General features: G+C 72.3%; 14 protein-coding genes. 6 read left to right on the top strand and 8 right to left on the bottom strand.

What is annotated here, in order from left to right:
- Positions 1-65 precede the first annotated feature (65 nt).
- Positions 66-1019 (top strand): type I pantothenate kinase, encoded by a 954-nt coding sequence (coaA, locus tag I3V78_RS33525; protein ID WP_204494118.1) that lies wholly within the window; start codon positions 66-68, stop codon positions 1017-1019.
- A gap of 25 nt (positions 1020-1044) precedes the next feature.
- On the opposite strand, the gene I3V78_RS33520 is transcribed toward coaA, so the two are convergent.
- Entirely contained in the window at positions 1045-2277 is a 1233-nt protein-coding gene (locus I3V78_RS33520; protein WP_338023815.1) for a bifunctional ornithine acetyltransferase/N-acetylglutamate synthase, read from the bottom strand.
- A gap of 182 nt (positions 2278-2459) precedes the next feature.
- Positions 2460-3005: a hypothetical protein gene (locus tag I3V78_RS33515; RefSeq protein ID WP_204494116.1), complete on the bottom strand. Its 546-nt coding sequence runs from the start codon at positions 3003-3005 to the stop codon at positions 2460-2462.
- A gap of 109 nt (positions 3006-3114) precedes the next feature.
- Between I3V78_RS33515 and I3V78_RS33510 the strand changes: the two genes are divergently transcribed.
- The gene (locus I3V78_RS33510) at positions 3115-5340 is read left to right on the top strand and encodes a kinesin (RefSeq protein ID WP_204494114.1); all 2226 of its coding nucleotides are present in this window, start codon (positions 3115-3117) and stop codon (positions 5338-5340) included.
- Positions 5341-5343: 3 nt separating this feature from the next.
- On the opposite strand, the gene I3V78_RS33505 is transcribed toward I3V78_RS33510, so the two are convergent.
- Entirely contained in the window at positions 5344-6465 is a 1122-nt protein-coding gene (locus I3V78_RS33505; protein WP_204494112.1) for an SGNH/GDSL hydrolase family protein, read from the bottom strand.
- Between the two features lie 8 nt (positions 6466-6473).
- A complete protein-coding gene (locus I3V78_RS33500) occupies positions 6474-9302 on the bottom strand; it encodes an AAA family ATPase (RefSeq protein WP_204494110.1) in 2829 nt (942 codons plus the stop codon).
- Positions 9303-9625: 323 nt separating this feature from the next.
- Here I3V78_RS33500 and I3V78_RS33495 point away from each other — a divergent pair, with 323 nt between their 5' ends.
- Both I3V78_RS33495 and I3V78_RS33490 read left to right on the top strand, forming a co-directional pair.
- Positions 9626-10543, top strand: coding sequence for an MvdC/MvdD family ATP grasp protein (locus I3V78_RS33495; protein ID WP_204494107.1), 918 nt, complete (start codon positions 9626-9628; stop codon positions 10541-10543).
- Positions 10544-10605: 62 nt separating this feature from the next.
- Positions 10606-10836, top strand: a complete 231-nt coding sequence (locus I3V78_RS33490) for a hypothetical protein (protein ID WP_204494105.1) — start codon at positions 10606-10608, stop codon at positions 10834-10836.
- Position 10837: 1 nt separating this feature from the next.
- On the opposite strand, the gene I3V78_RS33485 is transcribed toward I3V78_RS33490, so the two are convergent.
- From I3V78_RS33485 to I3V78_RS33475, 3 genes are read right to left on the bottom strand one after another with little or no spacing between them, the layout of a single operon-like run.
- On the bottom strand, positions 10838-11416 hold the full coding sequence (locus tag I3V78_RS33485) for a HesA/MoeB/ThiF family protein (protein WP_204494102.1): 579 nt from the start codon (positions 11414-11416) through the stop codon (positions 10838-10840).
- Positions 11417-11428: 12 nt separating this feature from the next.
- Entirely contained in the window at positions 11429-11644 is a 216-nt protein-coding gene (locus tag I3V78_RS33480; protein WP_204494100.1) for a hypothetical protein, read from the bottom strand.
- A gap of 48 nt (positions 11645-11692) precedes the next feature.
- Positions 11693-12625: a DUF1684 domain-containing protein gene (locus I3V78_RS33475; protein WP_204494098.1), complete on the bottom strand. Its 933-nt coding sequence runs from the start codon at positions 12623-12625 to the stop codon at positions 11693-11695.
- A gap of 164 nt (positions 12626-12789) precedes the next feature.
- Between I3V78_RS33475 and I3V78_RS33470 the strand changes: the two genes are divergently transcribed.
- Together I3V78_RS33470 and I3V78_RS33465 are read left to right on the top strand one after the other, a co-directional pair.
- On the top strand, positions 12790-13452 hold the full coding sequence (locus I3V78_RS33470; protein WP_204494096.1) for a DUF2231 domain-containing protein: 663 nt from the start codon (positions 12790-12792) through the stop codon (positions 13450-13452).
- 77 nt (positions 13453-13529) lie between these two features.
- On the top strand, positions 13530-15932 hold the full coding sequence (locus tag I3V78_RS33465) for a glycoside hydrolase family 31 protein (RefSeq protein WP_204494093.1): 2403 nt from the start codon (positions 13530-13532) through the stop codon (positions 15930-15932).
- Here the strand turns inward: I3V78_RS33465 and I3V78_RS33460 are convergent.
- Positions 15929-16264, bottom strand: coding sequence for a hypothetical protein (locus tag I3V78_RS33460; protein ID WP_204494091.1), 336 nt, complete (start codon positions 16262-16264; stop codon positions 15929-15931). The two genes, I3V78_RS33465 and I3V78_RS33460, sit on opposite strands and share 4 nt — an antisense overlap.
- Position 16265: the final 1 nt, after the last annotated feature.

The raw sequence follows: 16265 nt of genomic DNA, 5'->3' as shown, positions 1-16265 counted from the left end.
TATGTGCGGTGAGGGTGAAAGAGGACGCCGTCCGCCAGAGGACACTTGGCTAGGATGGGGGGGTCATGTCCGTCTCCAGACACCAGGCCGCGTCCATGTTCGTCGACTTCGAGCGCGAGGCGTGGCGGGCCTTGCGCGCCGCGACCCCGCTGACGCTCGATGCGTCGGAGGTGGAGGGCCTCCGGGGCCTCGGGGAGCACCTGGACCTGGAAGAGGTGGCGGACGTGTACCTGCCGCTGTCGCGGCTGCTCAACCTGCACGTGGCGGCCACCCAGAGCCTGGGCACGGCGCAGCAGGCGTTCCTGGGCGGCTTCGCCCAGAAGGTGCCCTTCGTCATCGGCATCGCGGGCAGCGTGGCGGTGGGCAAGAGCACCACGGCGCGCATCCTCCAGGCCCTGCTGTCGCGCTGGCCGGACCACCCGCACGTGGAGCTGGTCACCACGGACGGCTTCCTCTTTCCCAACCGGATCCTGGCCGAGCGCGGCCTCATGCAGCGCAAGGGCTTTCCGGAGAGCTACGACCGGCGCGCCCTGGTGCGCTTCCTCGCGGAGATCAAATCCGGCCGCGCCGCGGTGAGCGCCCCGGTCTACTCGCACCTTGTCTACGACATCGTGCCCGACGAGGCGCTGACCATCCGCCGGCCCGACATCCTCATCCTCGAGGGGCTCAACGTGCTGCAGACGGGGCCCTTGGAGGGCGGGAAGATGCCGCACACCTTCCTGTCGGACTTCTTCGACTTCTCCATCTACGTGGACGCGCACGAGCAGGACATCCGCGGCTGGTACGTGGAGCGCTTCCTGCACCTGCGGCAGACGGCGTTTCGCGACGAGCGCTCCTTCTTCCGGCGCTTCGCGGACCTCACCGAGGAGCAGGCCGTCCATCGCGCCGTGAGCGTGTGGGCGGAGATCAACGGCCCGAACCTGGCGCAGAACATCGCGCCCACGCGCTCGCGCGCCCGGCTCATCCTCATGAAGGGCTCGGACCACAAGGTGCGCCGCGTGCGCATGCGCAAGATGTGAGGTCCGAGGCCGGGCGCGCGGGCCCCTAGCTGCGGTAGTCCGCGTTCTCGCTGATGTACTCGTGGCTGCGGTCCGCGCCCAGCACGGTGCACTCGGCCGGGCCCGCGCCCAGGTCCACGTCGATCTCCACCGCGCGCTCGTGCGGGGGGAACGTCACCGGCGGGCGGAAGGTGAGCCCGTCGGGCGGAGGCACGCTCGTGTAGAGCTCCGCGTCCTTCATGTGGGCCACCAGCGCCATCTCGGCCTCCTGGTCCAGCCGGAAGGTGCCCTGCTCCAAGAGCACCCGGCCGCCCATGCGCAGGGTGCTGCGCGACAGGTCCAGGCCCGGGTGGTGCTCGCCCACGTACTTGCCAATGGCCGCCACCAGCCGGCCCACGTTGGGATCATTGCCGTTCACCGCGCACTGGAAGAGCGGCGAGTTGACGACGGACTTGCCCACGCCGCGCGCCACGCGCTCGTCCAGCGCCCCGCGCACCCGCACGCGCATGACGTGGTGCACGCCCTCGCCGTTGCGCACGATGTCCTCGGCCAGGTCCGCGCACACCTGCTCCAGCGCCGCCTCGAAGCGGGCGAGGTCCGGGCAGGGCACCCGGCGCGAGGACACGACGGCCACCGTGTCCGAGGTGCTCGTGTCGCTGTCCACGCTGATGCAGCCGAAGGTGCGCGAGGCCACCGCGCGCAGGCTTGAGCGCAGGGCGTCCCGGGGCACGTCCAGGTCCGTGAGCAGGAAGACGAGCATGGTGGCCAGGTTGGGCTCGATCATCCCCGCGCCCTTGGCGATGCCCACGATGCTGCCCTCGCCCACCTGGGCGCGGCGCACCTTGGGGTAGAGGTCCGTGGTCATGATGCCCTCGGCCGCGGGCATCACCGAGCCCCCGGCGAGCGAGGCCACCGCCGCGGGCACCGCGCGCTCCATGGCGTCCACCGGCAGCCGCCAGCCGATGACGCCCGTGGAGCAGGGCAGCACCTGCCCGGGCGTGAGGCCGAGGCCCGCCGCCACCGCCGCGCACACGCGCTCGCTGGCCTCGCGCCCGCCCGGCGCGCACACGTTGCTCACCTTGTTGTTGATGACGAGCGCGCCCAGGGTGGGCGACTCCAGCCGCTCGCGGCCCACGAGCACCGGCGCCCCGGGAAAGGCGTTCTTCGTGAACACCGCCGCGAACGCCGGGGTCGGCTCGTCGAGCACCACCAGCGTGAGGTTCATCTTCGCCGGCTTGGCCACCTCGGCGGGCATGAAGTCGAAGCGCGTGCGCCCCACCCGGAAGCCCCGGGGCAGGGCGGACTGGCCCTCCAGCCAGGAGCGGTGGGCCTCGGCGGACGAAAACGTCAGGTGCGTGCTGGGAATGGTGCGACCTCGGGCGAAGGAACACCCGCTTGCTGCCGCAATCCGGCCCCTGATGCAATGCCGCTGTCACCCCGGGGCCTGGCCCGGGGCACGGCTCAGGGCGCGGTGGGCCCGGCGATCCCGGGGGCGCTGTCCGGCGCCGTCGGCTCGGGCGCGGCGTCCAGCTCCCCGGGCTCCAGCGGCGCGGGGTTGATGGCGCCATCGCGCGTGACGACCCAGGAGTTGTAGCGCCGCTGTTGCACCTCCAGCAGCTTGCCGTCCTCGTAGCAGAGGGTGTGCAGCGTGAAGGAGGGCACCTTGAGGCTCGGCTTGCCGTACTGGAAGCACTCCTGGGTGCCGCGCTGCTCCCGGCTCACCGGCGGCCCGAGGATGCCGGACACGTCCTGGGGGGACATGCCCTTGTGCACCGTGCGCAGGCCCCGGTACGTGTCCATGCGGAAGGGCGTGGCCTCCGAGCGGTACGTCACCGTCACGTAGCCCACCGCCATGACCAGCAGCGCCCCCAGGGGGTAGAGCAGGTGCCGGGGCCGCAGGCGGATGCGCCGCGGGTCGGTGTAGGCGCTGAAGAGGTACTCGTGCTGGGCGGCACTCAGCGGGTTGCCGTGCATCCGGGGCTCGGGCGGGGTCACGCCCTCTGACATGCCCCGAGCCCCCCGGGGGATGCAAGCCATCCCTGGGGAGAAACCGGCCCAGGGGAGGCTCGATTGTCAGCCAGGACAGCGTGCGGGCGGCTGTGGTCTGTTGCGCGGCATGGCGCGTCATCTCGTCTATCGCCGCTATGGCGGCTCCCTTCAGGTCTCCATCCCCTCGTTCGAGGTGCTCACCGAGGCCATCCACATCCCCGAAACCCAGTGGCTCGCCACCGCGTGCCCGGTCGAGGGGCTCAATTGTGACCGGCGCTTCCTCGAATTCCTGGATACGGACCGCAACGGGCGCATCCGGGTCATGGAGGTGCGCGCCGCGGTGGAGACCACGGCGAAGTGGCTCAAGTCCTACCAGGGCGTGAACGACGCGAGCGACGTGCTGGTGTTGGACGCGCTGTCCGACGAGGGACAGAAGCTCCGGGCCGCGGCGGACACGCTGCTCGACACCCTGAAGGTCGAGGACCGCTCGCGCATCTCCCTGGCGCAGGTGCGCGCCAGCGAGCAGTCGTTCCGGGGTTCGGGCCAGAACGGGGATGGCATCGTCGCCCCGGCCTTCCTGGCCGAGCCGCTGCGCTCCCTGGCCCTCGCCATCATGGCGTCCTTTCCCGAGGTGAAGAACCGCGCGGGCCAGCCGGGCATCGATCTGCCCACGCTCCAGCGCTTCCGGGAGGAGCGGGGCGTGCTGCTCGGGCACCTGTCCGGCAAGGACGCCCTGCTCGCCTGGGGGCCGCAGAGCGTGGAGCGGGCCCGGCGCGTCCAGGAGATCCGCCCCCTCTTGGACACCTACTTCCTGCAGTGCCGGCTCATCGCGGCCCAGCCCGAGGCCGTCACGAGCCTCAAGCTGGAGGCGACGCGGGTGCAGGGGGCGCTGGGGGACTTGCAGTCGCTCTCGCGCGTGGTGGCGGAACTGCCCGTGGCGCCGCCGGAGCCCGGCGGGGTGCTGCGCTGGTCGCGGCTGTACCGGGGGCCGGCCTTCGAGCGGCTGGAGAACTTCCGCAAGGACGTGGCGCTGCCCATCACCAACGACCTGGCGACCCTCACGGACGCGGCCTGGCGGGACATGACGGCCCGGGCCGATGCCATCCTGGCGTGGCAGGCGCGGCTGGACGCGAGCCCCCTGCGCGCGCAGGTGGACGCGCTGGCGGCGGTGCCCGAGTCGCAATTGGACGCGATCGAGGCGGCGTGCCGGGCGGACCTGGCGCTCAAGGAGCGGCTGGACACGGTGGTGGAGCTGGAGCGGCTGATGCTCTACCAGCGCTGGCTGCTCGCGTTCGCCAACAACTTCATCAGCATGCCGGACCTGTACCAGACCAAGCGGCGCGCGCTGATGGAGAAGGGCACGCTCATCCTCGGTGGGCGGCGCTACCGGCTGTCGGTGCTGGTGAAGGATCGGGCGGCGCACTCGGCGCTCACCAGCCAGGGCACCACCTGCACCCTCTACGTCCAGGTGGTCTCCAAGGAAGGCGAGCAGTTCGAGGTGGCGGTGCCCGCCACGCGCGGGCGCAGCACCGAGCTGACGGTGGGCAAGCGCGGCATCTTCTACGACGTGGACCATCGCGAGTTCGACGCCGTGGTCACCCAGGTGGTGCGCCAGCCCGTGTCGTTGTGGGAGTCGATGACGATGCCCTTCGAGCGCATCGGCAAGTTCATCTCCCAGAAGGTGGAGAGCCTGGCGGCCTCGGGCGAGCAGTCGCTCGATGCCTCGCTGGAGAAGAGCTTCGTGCAAGGCTCCGAGGTGGCCAACGCGGCGGTGGCGGCTCCGGCCACGGCGCCCACGGCGCCCAAGGCGCCTCCCGCCCCGCCTCCCTCGGTGACGGGGCCCGGTGGCTTCCTCGCGGCGGGCGGCATCGCGCTCGCGGCGGTGGGCTCGTCGCTGGCGTTCATCGTGTCCCAGGTGCGCTCGCTCACGCTCTTCAACGTGCTCTCCGCGGTGCTGCTCGCCATCGCGGTGGTGATGCTGCCCTCGGGCCTGCTCGGCTGGCTCAAGCTGCGCAAGCGCAACCTGGCGCTCCTCTTGGAGGGCTCGGGCTGGGCGCTCAATGACGGGCTCAAGCTCACGCGGGATCTGGCCGCCATCATCACCCGCCGACCCCGCCTGCCCAAGCACGCCACGGTGGACCGGGTGGACGTGCTGCGCTCGGCGCTGGTGTCGGTGCACGAGGACGACGAGGAGGAGCCGCGCCAGTGGGGCGTGTGGACGGTCGTCATCCTCGTGGCGGTGTTCGCGCTGCTCTGGCAGGTGCGCGAGCCCCTGTCGCGCGAGGCCTGCAAGCGCGGGTGGTTGCCCCGGAGCGCGTGCGAGTCCCTGCTGCCGCAGACGCCCCGGCCCTGACGCCTACCGCCAGCCGAGCCAGTCGCGCAGCAGGGGGGTCATCTGCTCGGCGGTGCGCTGGTGGGTCTTCCGGCTGGGGTGCCACAGGCAGCCCAGCCCCTCGTCCTCGCGGTTGGCGGGGACCTCGGCGAAGTGCACCCGGGTGTCCCCGGCCTGGCGCAGGCCCTCCACGAGCCCCGAGACGAGCCCGCGCACGAGCGTGCGGGCCTGCAGGTCCTTGGGGTGGGAATCGGACACGCCCGAGCCGAGCACGCAGACGATGTGGGCCTGGGGGTAGTGGCCGCGGATGCTCGTCACGAGCGAGTGGTAGGCGTCACGGAAGCGCGCCTCGCCCGGGTGCTCCTTCCAGAAGTCGTTGGCGCCCAGCTGGATGACCACGGCGTCGGGCACCCAGGCGGTGAAGTCCCACGGCCCGTCCTCGCGGCGCGGCAGGGTGCGCGTGTAGAGCTCGGGCACGGTGGGCGTGGGATCGTTGGCGTAGTTGACGGCCACGCCCTTGCCCGAATACGCGACGACGGACAGCTCGGCCTCGAGCGCGTGCGCGGTGAGGGCCGCCCAGGTGAGCGAGTGGCGCTGGGTCTCCGCGTTGAAGCTGCACTGGGCGCTCTTGCCCTCGATGCCGAAGCCGGTGAGGCCCGAGTCGCCGATGAACTCCAGGCGGCGCTCCAGGCGCGGGGGCGCGGGCAGCAGGCGCGCCTCGGGGTCCAGCTCCAGTCCGAGCACCTGGGTCTCGCCCACCGCGGGCTCGGTCTCCTTCTCCAGCCGCAGGGTGTGCTCGCCCGAGGGCAGGCCCTCGGCGAGGCGGTAGAGCAGGGGGCCCTCGCCCACGTACAGGTCGCGAAAGGGGGCGCCGTCCACGCTGAAGCGGAAGCGGTTGGGCGCGGCCTCCTCCAGCTTGCCCAGGTCCAGCAGCCGCACGCCGAGCGACGTGCCGGTGAAGCGCGCGGTGAGGGACGTGCCGCCCCAGGCGAGCCGGGGGCCCTGGGGGTCGCGCTGGTCCACCCGACCACTGAAGCGCAGCTCCAAGGCGCGGGGAGACACCTGGACGGGGGCGCCGTGCTGGCAGCCCGCGAGCGTGGCCAGGGCGAGGCCGAGAAGGAGGCGAGGCGGGGGAGAGCGGGTCATGCGGAGACTCAGGGGGTGAGGGGGTTGCCGCCCGGGGGCGGACGGGAGATCCACGCGGCGATGAAGACATCCAGCTCGCCGCGCAGCACGTCCTTCACCCGCGGCGTGCCCGCGCCCGTGCGGGGATCCTCCACGCGGGCGCCCCGGCCGAGGTGGTAGCGCCGGGCCTCGTCCACGCTGACGTGGCCGCCCTGGCCCTTGACCACCCGCGAGGCGATGTCCTTGAGGTCCTCCAGCTCGACGCCGCCCACCAGCGTGAGCACGCGGCCGCTCGTCTCGTCGCGCACGGAGGCCTCGGCGCGCACCTTGTCCACGAACGCGCCCTCGCGCCGCCGCACCTCGCGGCCGCTCACCTGGATGTCGCGCAGGTCCTCCAGCGAGTCGCCCGAGTGCACCCGCACGTAGGCGCGCTGGCGCTTCTCCTCCTCCAGCCGCCGGTGCAGGCCCGACTCGCCGGACAGGTAGCCGTAGGCCCCGGGGCCCACGATGCGCAAGACCACGCGCACGGGCTCCTCCGCCTCGGCCACCGTCTCCACCGCGTAGCCCCGGCGCTCGGCCCAGCCCGCGTACATGGTGGCCAGCTCGCGGATCCACGCCGCCTGGCCCTCGAAGGTGTCGTGGCTGCTGATGTCCACCAGGGCCTCGTCGCCCTGGCCCATGGTGCCCGCGGTGCCCAGCACCTCGGCCATCTGGACCTCGCGAGCCACCTCCTCCACGTGCTTGGCCGCCGACGCGAGCTGCGGCTCGCCCTTGGCCTCGCGCACCAGCCGCCGCGCGAACGTGGCGCGCTCCTCCAGCCGGTCCAGCTCGTTGAGCTGGGCCTCCAGCGGCCGGAAGGCGCGCAGGGTGGACGCGGCGCGCTCGGGGTCGTCCCACAGGTTGGGGGCCTGGGTGGCCGCGAGCAGCTCCGCGCGGCGCTCCTCCAGCCGGGGCCGGTTGGCCGACACCGACAGCGCCCGTGCCCGCCCCACCAGCCGGTCCATCTCCGCGAGCAGCGACTTCTTGTCCAGCCGCCGCTTCACCGCCGCCACCGACTTCTCCGTGGGCAGGGCGAGCCGGGTTGTCTCCTCGCGCACGGGCGCCAGCACCTCGGCCACCGCCACCACGCGGTTGCCCGGAGGCCGCACCTCCACGCGCACGGGCGTGCCCGGCCGCAACTGCCGGCGGGCGATCTCCACCGCCAGCGCCGCGGTGAGCGTCTTCTCGATCTCCCGCTGCAGGTAGCGCGCGCCGAACTCCGGCGAGTAGCCCCGCTCCACCAGCAGGTCCACCACCGCGGGCGTCACCTCCACGTCCAGCCCGCGCACGCGGATGCCCTCGCGCTCGAGCACCCGGCCCACCTCGCGCTGGGCGATTTTGCGGATCTCCACCTTGCTCAGCGGCTGGAAGTGGCAGATGGCGTCGAAGCGGTTGAGGAACTCGGGGCGGAAGACGGTGGCCATGCGCTTGTCCACCTCGTTGATGAAGTCCTCGGCCCGGCGCGCTGTGTTGAAGCCCATGGAGGGCGTGCGGTACACCTCGGCGCCCACGTTGGACGTGGCCACGATGACGGTGTTGTTGCAGGAGATTGTTTCTCCCGCGCCGTTGACGAACGTGCCCTCGTCGAAGAGCTGCAGGAAGCGGTCGTGCACGCTGCGCGCCGCCTTCTCGAACTCGTCGAGCAAGAGCACGGTGAAGACCTTGCCCTCCAGGAGCGCCGTGAGCTCGCCGCGCTTGGTCTCGATGGCGGGGGCCCACGCGGCGCCGAACGGCACGCTCTCGTCGCCGTCGTTCGGGTAGTCCACCATGTTCAGCCGCACCAGCCGGTCCTGCGAGCCGAAGAGGTACTCGGCGAGCAGCTTGGCCAGCTGCGTCTTGCCCACGCCCGTGGGGCCGGCGAAGAGGAACACGCCCAGGGGTCGGCGCGGATCGTTCAGGCCCGCCTTGAGCAGCGCCACCGAGCGCAGCACGGCCTGCACCGCGTCGGTCTGCCCGAGCAGCCGCTCGCCGAAGAAGCGCTCCGTCTCGTCCAGGTCGAGCGCCATGGCGTCGTCCACCACGAAGCGCGGCAGCCGGGTGGTGGTGCAGAAGCGCGTGAGCACGTCCTCGGGGCCCACCTTGTCCCGCGCCGCGCCGGCGGCCTCGGCGGCCGTCTCCTTGAGCAGCTCGATGGCCTTGCGCGGCAGGCGCTGGGCGAGCAGGAACTTGGAGGCCAGGCGCAAGGACAGGTCACACGCCGCCGGATCGATGGGCAGGCGCAGCTCGCGCTCCAGCTCCTCGGCCACCCGGCCGAGAATCCACCGCGCGCGCTCGGGGGGCGGCTCGTGGATGGGCACCAGGTGCAGCCGCTCGGCGAAGGACTCGTCCGCGCGCAGGAGCTCCTGCACGCGCTTGGGCTCGGTCTCGAAGATGAAGCGCACGCTCCCGGTGCGCAGGGCGCGGAAGGCCACGGGCGCCAGGGGCCCGCCGATGACGGCGTGCAGGTCGCGGATATAGATGATGGTGCGCGGGTGCCGGCCGAGCCATTCGAGCAGCTCCTCGAAGGTCTCGGCGGCCTGCCGCTGGGTGCTGCGCGCCAGGATGTTGGCGACGGAGACCTCCACCATGCGCGCGGTGCCGAGCTCCGCGTCCACGCGGCCCTCGGCGATGCGGCGCGCGACCTCCTGCACGAGCGCGGACTTGCCGACCCCGGGCTCGCCGGACAGCAGGGGGTGCTTGCCGCCCCGGGCCAGCAGCGACATGACCTCGGTGACGGCCGTGTCCACGCCATGCGCCGCCTCGAGCCGTCCTTCCCGGGCCAAGGCGGTGAGGTCCCGGTCGATCAGTCGCTCATTGTCCTCGCTTCGTCGGGTGACCATGGTCGGGCGTGCCTCGCGGACGGGGCCTCACTCTAGGCCCCCGCCTCCGTTCATTTCCATTCGCGACTTCGGGTGGGCCTCCCGTCGCGCATTCCCCACTTCCCGGCGCGCCGTTCACCAGCGGGCGGGGTCGGTGGCCCCCGGACTTCCCCCGGAGGAGAGGCGGCTCGTACATAGGTCGGGCGGTCATCTCCACCCCCACGCCCCAGTCAGGAGGCAGCCCATGACGACGCCCCCCGAGCCCAGACCGTTCTTCGCGCGTCTGCTCGATGAACAGCATCCCTCGGACCGCGACGCGGGGGTCTGACCGGCGCCGGTCGGGTATGGGCTCCTCGCGCGACACCGTCCTGTTGCTCACCCACGACGCGGACCCCTTCAGCGTGGACCGGGTCGCGGCGGCCGTGTCGCGCCGGGGGGCCCGCCCCGTGCGCATCGACGTGGAGGGCGTTCCTTCCCGCTGGGCGCTGACCTCGGTGCTGGGGCCCTCGGGCGAGGACGTGGTGCTGCACACGCCCGCCGGAGCGGTGCATGCCTGGCAGGTGCACGCGGTGTGGCTGCGCCGACGGCCCCCGCTCCGGCTGGAGGGGGCCCTGGACGGCTTGGCGGCCGCGGGCTGCCGCTTCATCAACCCCTTGGAGGCGGACGCGGCGGCGGAGAACACGGCCCGCCAATTGCGCCTGGCCCGCCAGCTGGGACTGGAGGTGCCCCGCACCGTGGTGACCAACGATCCGGCCCGGGTGCGCGCCTTCTTCGAGGAGGTCCAGGGCCGGATGGTGGCCAAGAGGCTCACGCCCACGAGCCCGTTCCTGGGCGGGGACTCGCCTTTCGAGCACCTGGCCGACCTGCGCCATGGCCCCTTAGTGTTCCAGGAGCGGCTGGACACGGCGTACGCGCTGCGGGTCGCGGTGGTGGGGGCGCGCTGCTTCACGGGTGCCGTGGAGGCCTCGTGCTCCGCGGCGGGCCCCGAGGCGCGTCCCTGGACGCACGGGGTGCTGCCCTCGGCGGTGGCCGGACGGCTCGTGCGCCTGGTGGCGGCGCTGGGGCTCGTCTGCGCCGCCGCGGACTTCATCGTCACCCCCGAGGGACGCTGCGTCTTCCTCGAGGTCAACCCCGGCGGGGAGTGGGGCATGCTCGAGCGGGACCTGGGGCTGCCCATCTCCGAGGCCCTGGCCGAGGCCCTGTCGGCCCCGCTTCCCCGGTCCGGCTTCCTTCCGGAGAGCCCCTGGCCATCCTCCGGGTGACGCACGCGCGGGGCGTGAAACCGTGGCCGGGCGCGAGCCCCCGGTGCTAGGCTCCCCGCCCCATGGCCAAGTCCCCTTGCCCCGTGTCCCTTGCGCAGTTCCTCGAGAAGGCCGAGCCGCTGAAGGTCAGCATCAACGGCCAGGAGATGCTCGCCGAGGTGAAGTCGTTCTCGACGGGTTCCTTCGGCTGGTACATCAACGGCAAGACGACCGTCACCGTGGATGGCAAGCCCGTGTCGGTGCAGATCGGCATGAACATGACCGTGGTGGGCTCCAAGGAAGCGGCGCGCTGAGTCACGCCGTCGTGGGCGTCACCGCCGCGAGTCCCACCAGGGCATCGCGGCGCGCGCCGTGCTTCACGAAGTCCTGGATCGCCCGGGCGAGCGTGGCCGCGAGCTGGCCGATGAGCGGCAGGTGCTCGCCGCCCTCGCAGGTGGCCTGACCCGCCGTGTCCTCGGCGTCCGCCACGAAGCGCTCCTCCCAGCGCACCAGGCCGAAGGTGCCGTCCGCCGCGAGCGCGCCGTGCACCAGGGGCAGGCCTTTCTCCCGCGCGAACGCGCTGAGCACGTGGCGGCTCGCCTGGTTGTCGAAGCCGTCCACGAGCAGGTCCGCGCCCTGGCAGAGCGCCGCCACGTTGTCGCGCGTGAGCCGCACGCCCACGGCCTCGGCCTTCACGCCGTACAGGTTGAGCAGCTGGAGCTTGAGCGCCTCGGCCTTGTTGCGGCCCACCGAGGGCTTCACGTAGGCCTGGGCCAGGAGGTTGCGCGACTCGACGCGGTCGAAGTCGATGAAGACGAGCGTGGCCTCCAGGTTGCGGCACAGCACCGCCGCCGTGGAGCCCACCGCGCCCACGCCACAGAAGAGGATGCGCATGGGGTGGGCTCCTCAGGCGCCGAAGGGGACCTTGGGGCGCAGGTAGATGCGCTCCTCGCCCCGGGGACCGGGGAAGCGGTCCACCACGTAGTGCTGGAAGGTGTCCGCGCGCGCGAGCCCGAGCAGCTCCGCCGCGATGCGCCGCACGTCCGCGTCCGCCAGCGGGCCATCCGACTCGAGCGGCACATCCGAGGACAGGCCGTTGTAGGTGATGTTCAAGGTCGCCATGCCCCGGAGACGGTCCGGGGACGGGCGCCCTGACACCACCGCCTGGGCTCAGTGGTCGCCGTAGCGCTTCTCGCCCGCCTCCACGCGCAGCTTCAGCCGGTTCTGCGCGGGCGGCAGCGGGCACGTCGCGTAGGGCGAGAAGGCGCAGGGCGGGTTGTAGGCGCGGTTGAAGTCGAGGACCACGCGGCCATCCTTCGGCGGGTCCACGTAGAGGAAGCGGCCCGCCCCGTAGGAGGCATCGCGGTTGGTCTGGTCCCCGAAGATGACGAAGAAGGGCCCGGTGGGCGACTCCAGCACGGGGTCCAACCGGTACTCCTGTCCCTGGACCTGGAACACGAGCGTGCCCGGCGAGTCCATGTCCTCCACCGTGCCGAGCACCGTGGGCACCGCCAGCTTCTTCGGGGTGGGGGAGGGCTCGAAGCGGCCCTCGATGCGCCAGGCGGCGTCGACCGGCCACGTGGGGATGCCATGGAACTGCTTGCGCGCCGGGGCCTCGGGGTTCTTCACCCGCAGGCCCAGCTTGTCGCCCCGGGGGATGAGGTAGAAGCGCAGCGCGCCGAGCCCGAGCGTGTCCGCGGGGCCCTCGCCGGTGCCCACCGCGCCGCCCGTGAAGGGCTGGCCGCCCTTCGTGAGGGAGACGCCGGCGGCGGGCGTGAACGTCACCTGGGTGCCCTGGCGCGTCAGCGTGCCGATGCGCGCGGGCGTGCCGGCGGGGAAGACGAAGTCGTTGTCCTCGCCCGAGCCCAGACGGTTGTCGCCTTCCTGCAACCAGAACAGGCCCACCAGGGACAGCCAGCCCTCCTCGGAGGTGAGGTTGGCCAGACGCTTCTGGTGCCAGGCGCGGGTCTCGGCTTCCAGGGAGGAGGGGGTCGTCGGGGCGGGAGCGGTCATGGCGGGTGGCTTGGGCTTGGCGGGAGGCGCGGCGAGGGCGGGTGTCGCGAGGGACAGCGCCGACAGGGTGAGCAGACGGGCGAGTCGCATGCGCGGACCATGTCACGACCCGAGCGGCTGGCAAGGGCCGTCCCATGGGCGCCGGGCTCACTCCCTCGCTGCCCGGACGGGGGCCTCGGCCCGTGGGTTGCCCGTGAGGCGGGTTGTCCGGGGACGCCTCCGCCCCAAGCTTCTCGGGACGAGGAGGATTGTCCATGAAGATGCGGGTTCAGGAACTTCATCCGATGTTGATCCACGCCCCCTTGACGCTGCTGCCCTCGGCGGTGGCCATCGACGTGGCGGCGGCGTTCTCCGGGGGACGGACCCTGGACAAGACGGCCCGCATCCTGTGGTGGAGCACCGCCGCGGGCGGCGTGGTGGCGGGGATCGCCGGGCTGGCCGCCTCGCAGGAGGTGAAGGCCGACACGCCGAAGACGCGCGACATGATCTTCCTGCACGGCTTCGCCAATGCCGTCATCGTCCTGGGCGCGATCGGCGTCGCCGCCTGGCGCACGGGCCACCGTGCCTCATGGGCCTCGGGGATGATGGGCCTGGGCTCGCTCGCGCTCGTGGGCTACAGCGCGTGGCTCGGTGGAGAGCTGGTGTACTCCGAGGGCGTGGGCGTCAACGGGCTGACCATGGGCCGGGTGGAGATCGAGCAGCGCAGCCCGCCCCTGATGTCGCGGGAGGCGCCCCGGCGCATCGCTCGGGACGCGGTGCGGGGTCTGCGCTGGTTGGTGGGTCGCGCGCGCCAGGTCTTCTCGGGCCGTGAGCGCATCGAGCCCCGGGCCTTCGGCTTCACCTCGATCGAGAAGGCGGTCGAGCCCCGGGTGCCCGCCGATCCGGCGCCGTTCGGGTTCGAACCGCGTCCGATGTAGCACTCCGGACGGATAACGACGCGGACAACGGAAGGATTGTCTCGGAACGGGTCGCGGTGCTTAGGCTCCGCGGCCCTATGCGCTTCGACGACCTGTCCATCGAACCGAACCGTGTCACTTTCTGGGGGGCGCGCTCCGCGCTGGAAGTCCGCAGCCCCCTGCCCGGCGTGCTGCGCCTGCGCCACCTGCCCACCTTCGTGCATTCCTTTCGCGCGCACGGGACCCGGCAGCTGCCCGCCAAGCACTCCTTCGCGGTGGTGGAGGAGGGTCAGCGCCCGTTGACCTTCGGCCACGAGCCCGGGTCGAACGTGGTGGTGGTGGGCACCGCGGAGCTGTCCGTGGAGGTGCGGCTGGACCAGGGCACGTGGTGCCTGCGGGATGCCTCCGGGCGCGAGCTGTCGCGCTGCGAGGGCTTCTCGGGCGAGGCGATGCCGGACTACCCGGTGACGCGCTACCGCTCCCGGTTCGCGCTGCACTCGCCCGCGGACGAGGCGTGGCTGGGCTTTGGCGAGAAGGTGGGCGCGCTCGACAAGCGCGGCATGCGCTTCACCTTCTGGAACACGGACGTGGTGCCGCACCACCCGGACACGGATCCGCTCTACCAGTCCATTCCCGTCAGTATCGGCCTGCGCGAGGGCGTGGCCTGGGGCCTGTTCGTCGACGAGTCGTGGCGCATGGAGGTGGACGTCGCGTCCGAGGAGCCCTCGCTGGTGCGCTGGGAGTCCACGGGCCCCGAGCTGGACGTCTACCTCTTCGTGGGCCCGCGTCCCGAGGACGTCGTGCGCCGCTACACCGCGCTCACCGGACGCCAGGCGCTGCCGCCGCTCTGGAGCCTGGGCGCGCAGCAGTCGCGCTGGGGCTACGAGAACGCGGAGGAGATCCGCGCCGTCATCCACGGCTACCGCTCGCGCGGCCTGCCGCTGGACTGCGTGTACCTCGATATCGACTACATGGAGGGCTACAAGGTCTGGACGTGGGACAAGGCGCGCTATCCGGACCCGGCGGGCCTGGTGAGCGAGGCCGCCCAGCTGGGCGTGAAGCTCGTCCCCATCATCGACCCGGGCGTGAAGCAGGAGGCGGGCTACCGCGTCTACGAGGAGGCGGTCGCGGGCGACCACCTGGTGCGCAACGACCGGGGCAGCGTGCTGGTGGGGGAGGTGTGGCCCAAGCCCGCGGTGTTCCCGGACTTTTCGCGCGAGAGCGTGCGCACGTGGTGGGGCGGCCTGCACCGGCCCTTCGTGGAGGCGGGCATCGCCGGCTTCTGGAACGACATGAACGAGCCCGCGTGCTTCCGGCTCGTCAACGCCCACGAGACCTTCCACATCAACTCCGCGCCGGCGCTGGACAAGGACAAGGTGGAGGGGCCCACGCTGCCGCACGACGCGCGGCACGGGGACAAGCGTCACCTGGAGGTGCACAACGTGTACGCGCTCGGCATGGCGCGCGCGGCCTTCGAGGGCCTGCGCCGACTCGCGCCCGAGAAGCGGCCCTTCCTGCTGACGCGCGCGGGCTTCGCCGGCATCCAGCGCTACTCGGCCGTGTGGACGGGCGACAACTCCAGCTACTGGTCGCACCTGGAGCTGTCCATTCCGATGATGCTGGGCCTGGGCCTGTCCGGCGTGTCCTTCACCGGCGCGGACATTCCGGGCTTCATGGGCCGCGCGAGCGGAGAGCTGTTCGTGCGCTGGATGCAGCTGGGGACCTTCTACCCGCTCATGCGCAACCACTCCGCCAAGGGCACGCCCTACCAGGAGCCGTGGCGCTTCGGGGAGGCCTGTCTGGGACTCGCCCGCGAGTGGCTGGAGCGCCGCTACCGGCTCTTGCCCACGCTCTACTCGCTCATGTGGGAGTCCTCCCAGGAGGGCCTGCCCGCGCTGCGCCCGCTCGTCATGTACGCGCCGGGTGACCGCGAGGCGCTGCGCATGGACGACGCGTTCTTCTTCGGGCGGGACCTGCTCGTGGCGCCGGTGGTGCGCCAGGGCCGCTCGCGTCGGCACGTGTACCTGCCCGAGGGCCGGTGGCTGCCGTTCTTCGACCTCGGCCAGACGGGAGCGCCCGTCGAGGGCCCGCGGCACGTGCTCGCCGAGACGCCCCTGGGCACGGTGCCCATGTGGCTGCGCGAGGGCGGGGTGCTCGCCCTCACCGAGCCGGCGCTCCACACCACCTCGGCCAACTGGACGCACCTGACCTGGCACATCCACGTGGGCCCCCAGGTGGAGGGCCAGTTGTACGAGGACGCGGGCGAGGGCTACGGCGCCTCCCGCATCACGCGGCTGCGCGGCGACAAGACGGCGGACCGCTTCGTCCTGGAGCGGAGCACGGAGGGCGCCCTGCCCGTGTCGCGCGAGAAGGAGACGCTGTGCCTGTACGGCCTGCCCGAGCCGCGGGAGCTGAGCGGCGGGCGGGAGCACCGCTTCGTCGATGGGGTGCTGCTGGTGGACGTCGCGGCGGACTGGACGCGGCTGGAGGTCCGCTTCTAGGCGCGCAGCGCCGCCACCCAGGCGGGCTCTTCCGTGAGGCGGATGTCCCGTCCGTGCTCGCGCCGGAGCACGCCGTCCGGCGCCACCACGCAGAAGCGCACGGGCCGCCCGAGCGCCAGGAGGATCGCCTCCATCGTCGTCTCGTCCTCGGCGCTGAACGCCAGGGGGCCGAGCGGATGGGTGTGGGCGATCTCCTCCACGTCCGCGCGCAGGCGCCAGAGGGCCTCCCAGCGCTCACGGGAGTCCGGCAGGAACACGGGGCTGTCGGAGGCGTCGCTCCACAACACCTCGCCCCGCCGGCCGATGAGCAGGAAGATCTCGTGGGGGGTCATG

The sequence above is a fragment of the Archangium primigenium genome (assembly GCF_016904885.1).
Classification (GTDB): Bacteria; Myxococcota; Myxococcia; order Myxococcales; family Myxococcaceae; genus Cystobacter; species Cystobacter primigenius.
The sequence above is the reverse complement of the archived record's forward strand: the minus strand, read 5'-3'. Positions and strand labels throughout refer to the sequence as shown.

What these genes read in the sequence shown, in the direction of transcription:
- I3V78_RS33470 (WP_204494096.1), top strand. Translation starts at nt 12,790, where the DNA reads ATGAAGATGCGGGTTCAGGAACTTCATCCGATGTTGATCCACGCCCCC.
- I3V78_RS33510 (WP_204494114.1), top strand. Translation starts at nt 3,115, where the DNA reads ATGGCGCGTCATCTCGTCTATCGCCGCTATGGCGGCTCCCTTCAGGTC.
- I3V78_RS33515 (WP_204494116.1), bottom strand. Translation starts at nt 3,005, where the DNA reads ATGTCAGAGGGCGTGACCCCGCCCGAGCCCCGGATGCACGGCAACCCG.
- I3V78_RS33505 (WP_204494112.1), bottom strand. Translation starts at nt 6,465, where the DNA reads ATGACCCGCTCTCCCCCGCCTCGCCTCCTTCTCGGCCTCGCCCTGGCC.
- I3V78_RS33465 (WP_204494093.1), top strand. Translation starts at nt 13,530, where the DNA reads ATGCGCTTCGACGACCTGTCCATCGAACCGAACCGTGTCACTTTCTGG.
- I3V78_RS33485 (WP_204494102.1), bottom strand. Translation starts at nt 11,416, where the DNA reads ATGCGCATCCTCTTCTGTGGCGTGGGCGCGGTGGGCTCCACGGCGGCG.
- I3V78_RS33500 (WP_204494110.1), bottom strand. Translation starts at nt 9,302, where the DNA reads ATGGTCACCCGACGAAGCGAGGACAATGAGCGACTGATCGACCGGGAC.
- I3V78_RS33475 (WP_204494098.1), bottom strand. Translation starts at nt 12,625, where the DNA reads ATGCGACTCGCCCGTCTGCTCACCCTGTCGGCGCTGTCCCTCGCGACA.
- coaA (WP_204494118.1), top strand. Translation starts at nt 66, where the DNA reads ATGTCCGTCTCCAGACACCAGGCCGCGTCCATGTTCGTCGACTTCGAG.
- I3V78_RS33480 (WP_204494100.1), bottom strand. Translation starts at nt 11,644, where the DNA reads ATGGCGACCTTGAACATCACCTACAACGGCCTGTCCTCGGATGTGCCG.
- I3V78_RS33495 (WP_204494107.1), top strand. Translation starts at nt 9,626, where the DNA reads ATGGGCTCCTCGCGCGACACCGTCCTGTTGCTCACCCACGACGCGGAC.
- I3V78_RS33460 (WP_204494091.1), bottom strand. Translation starts at nt 16,264, where the DNA reads ATGACCCCCCACGAGATCTTCCTGCTCATCGGCCGGCGGGGCGAGGTG.
- I3V78_RS33490 (WP_204494105.1), top strand. Translation starts at nt 10,606, where the DNA reads ATGGCCAAGTCCCCTTGCCCCGTGTCCCTTGCGCAGTTCCTCGAGAAG.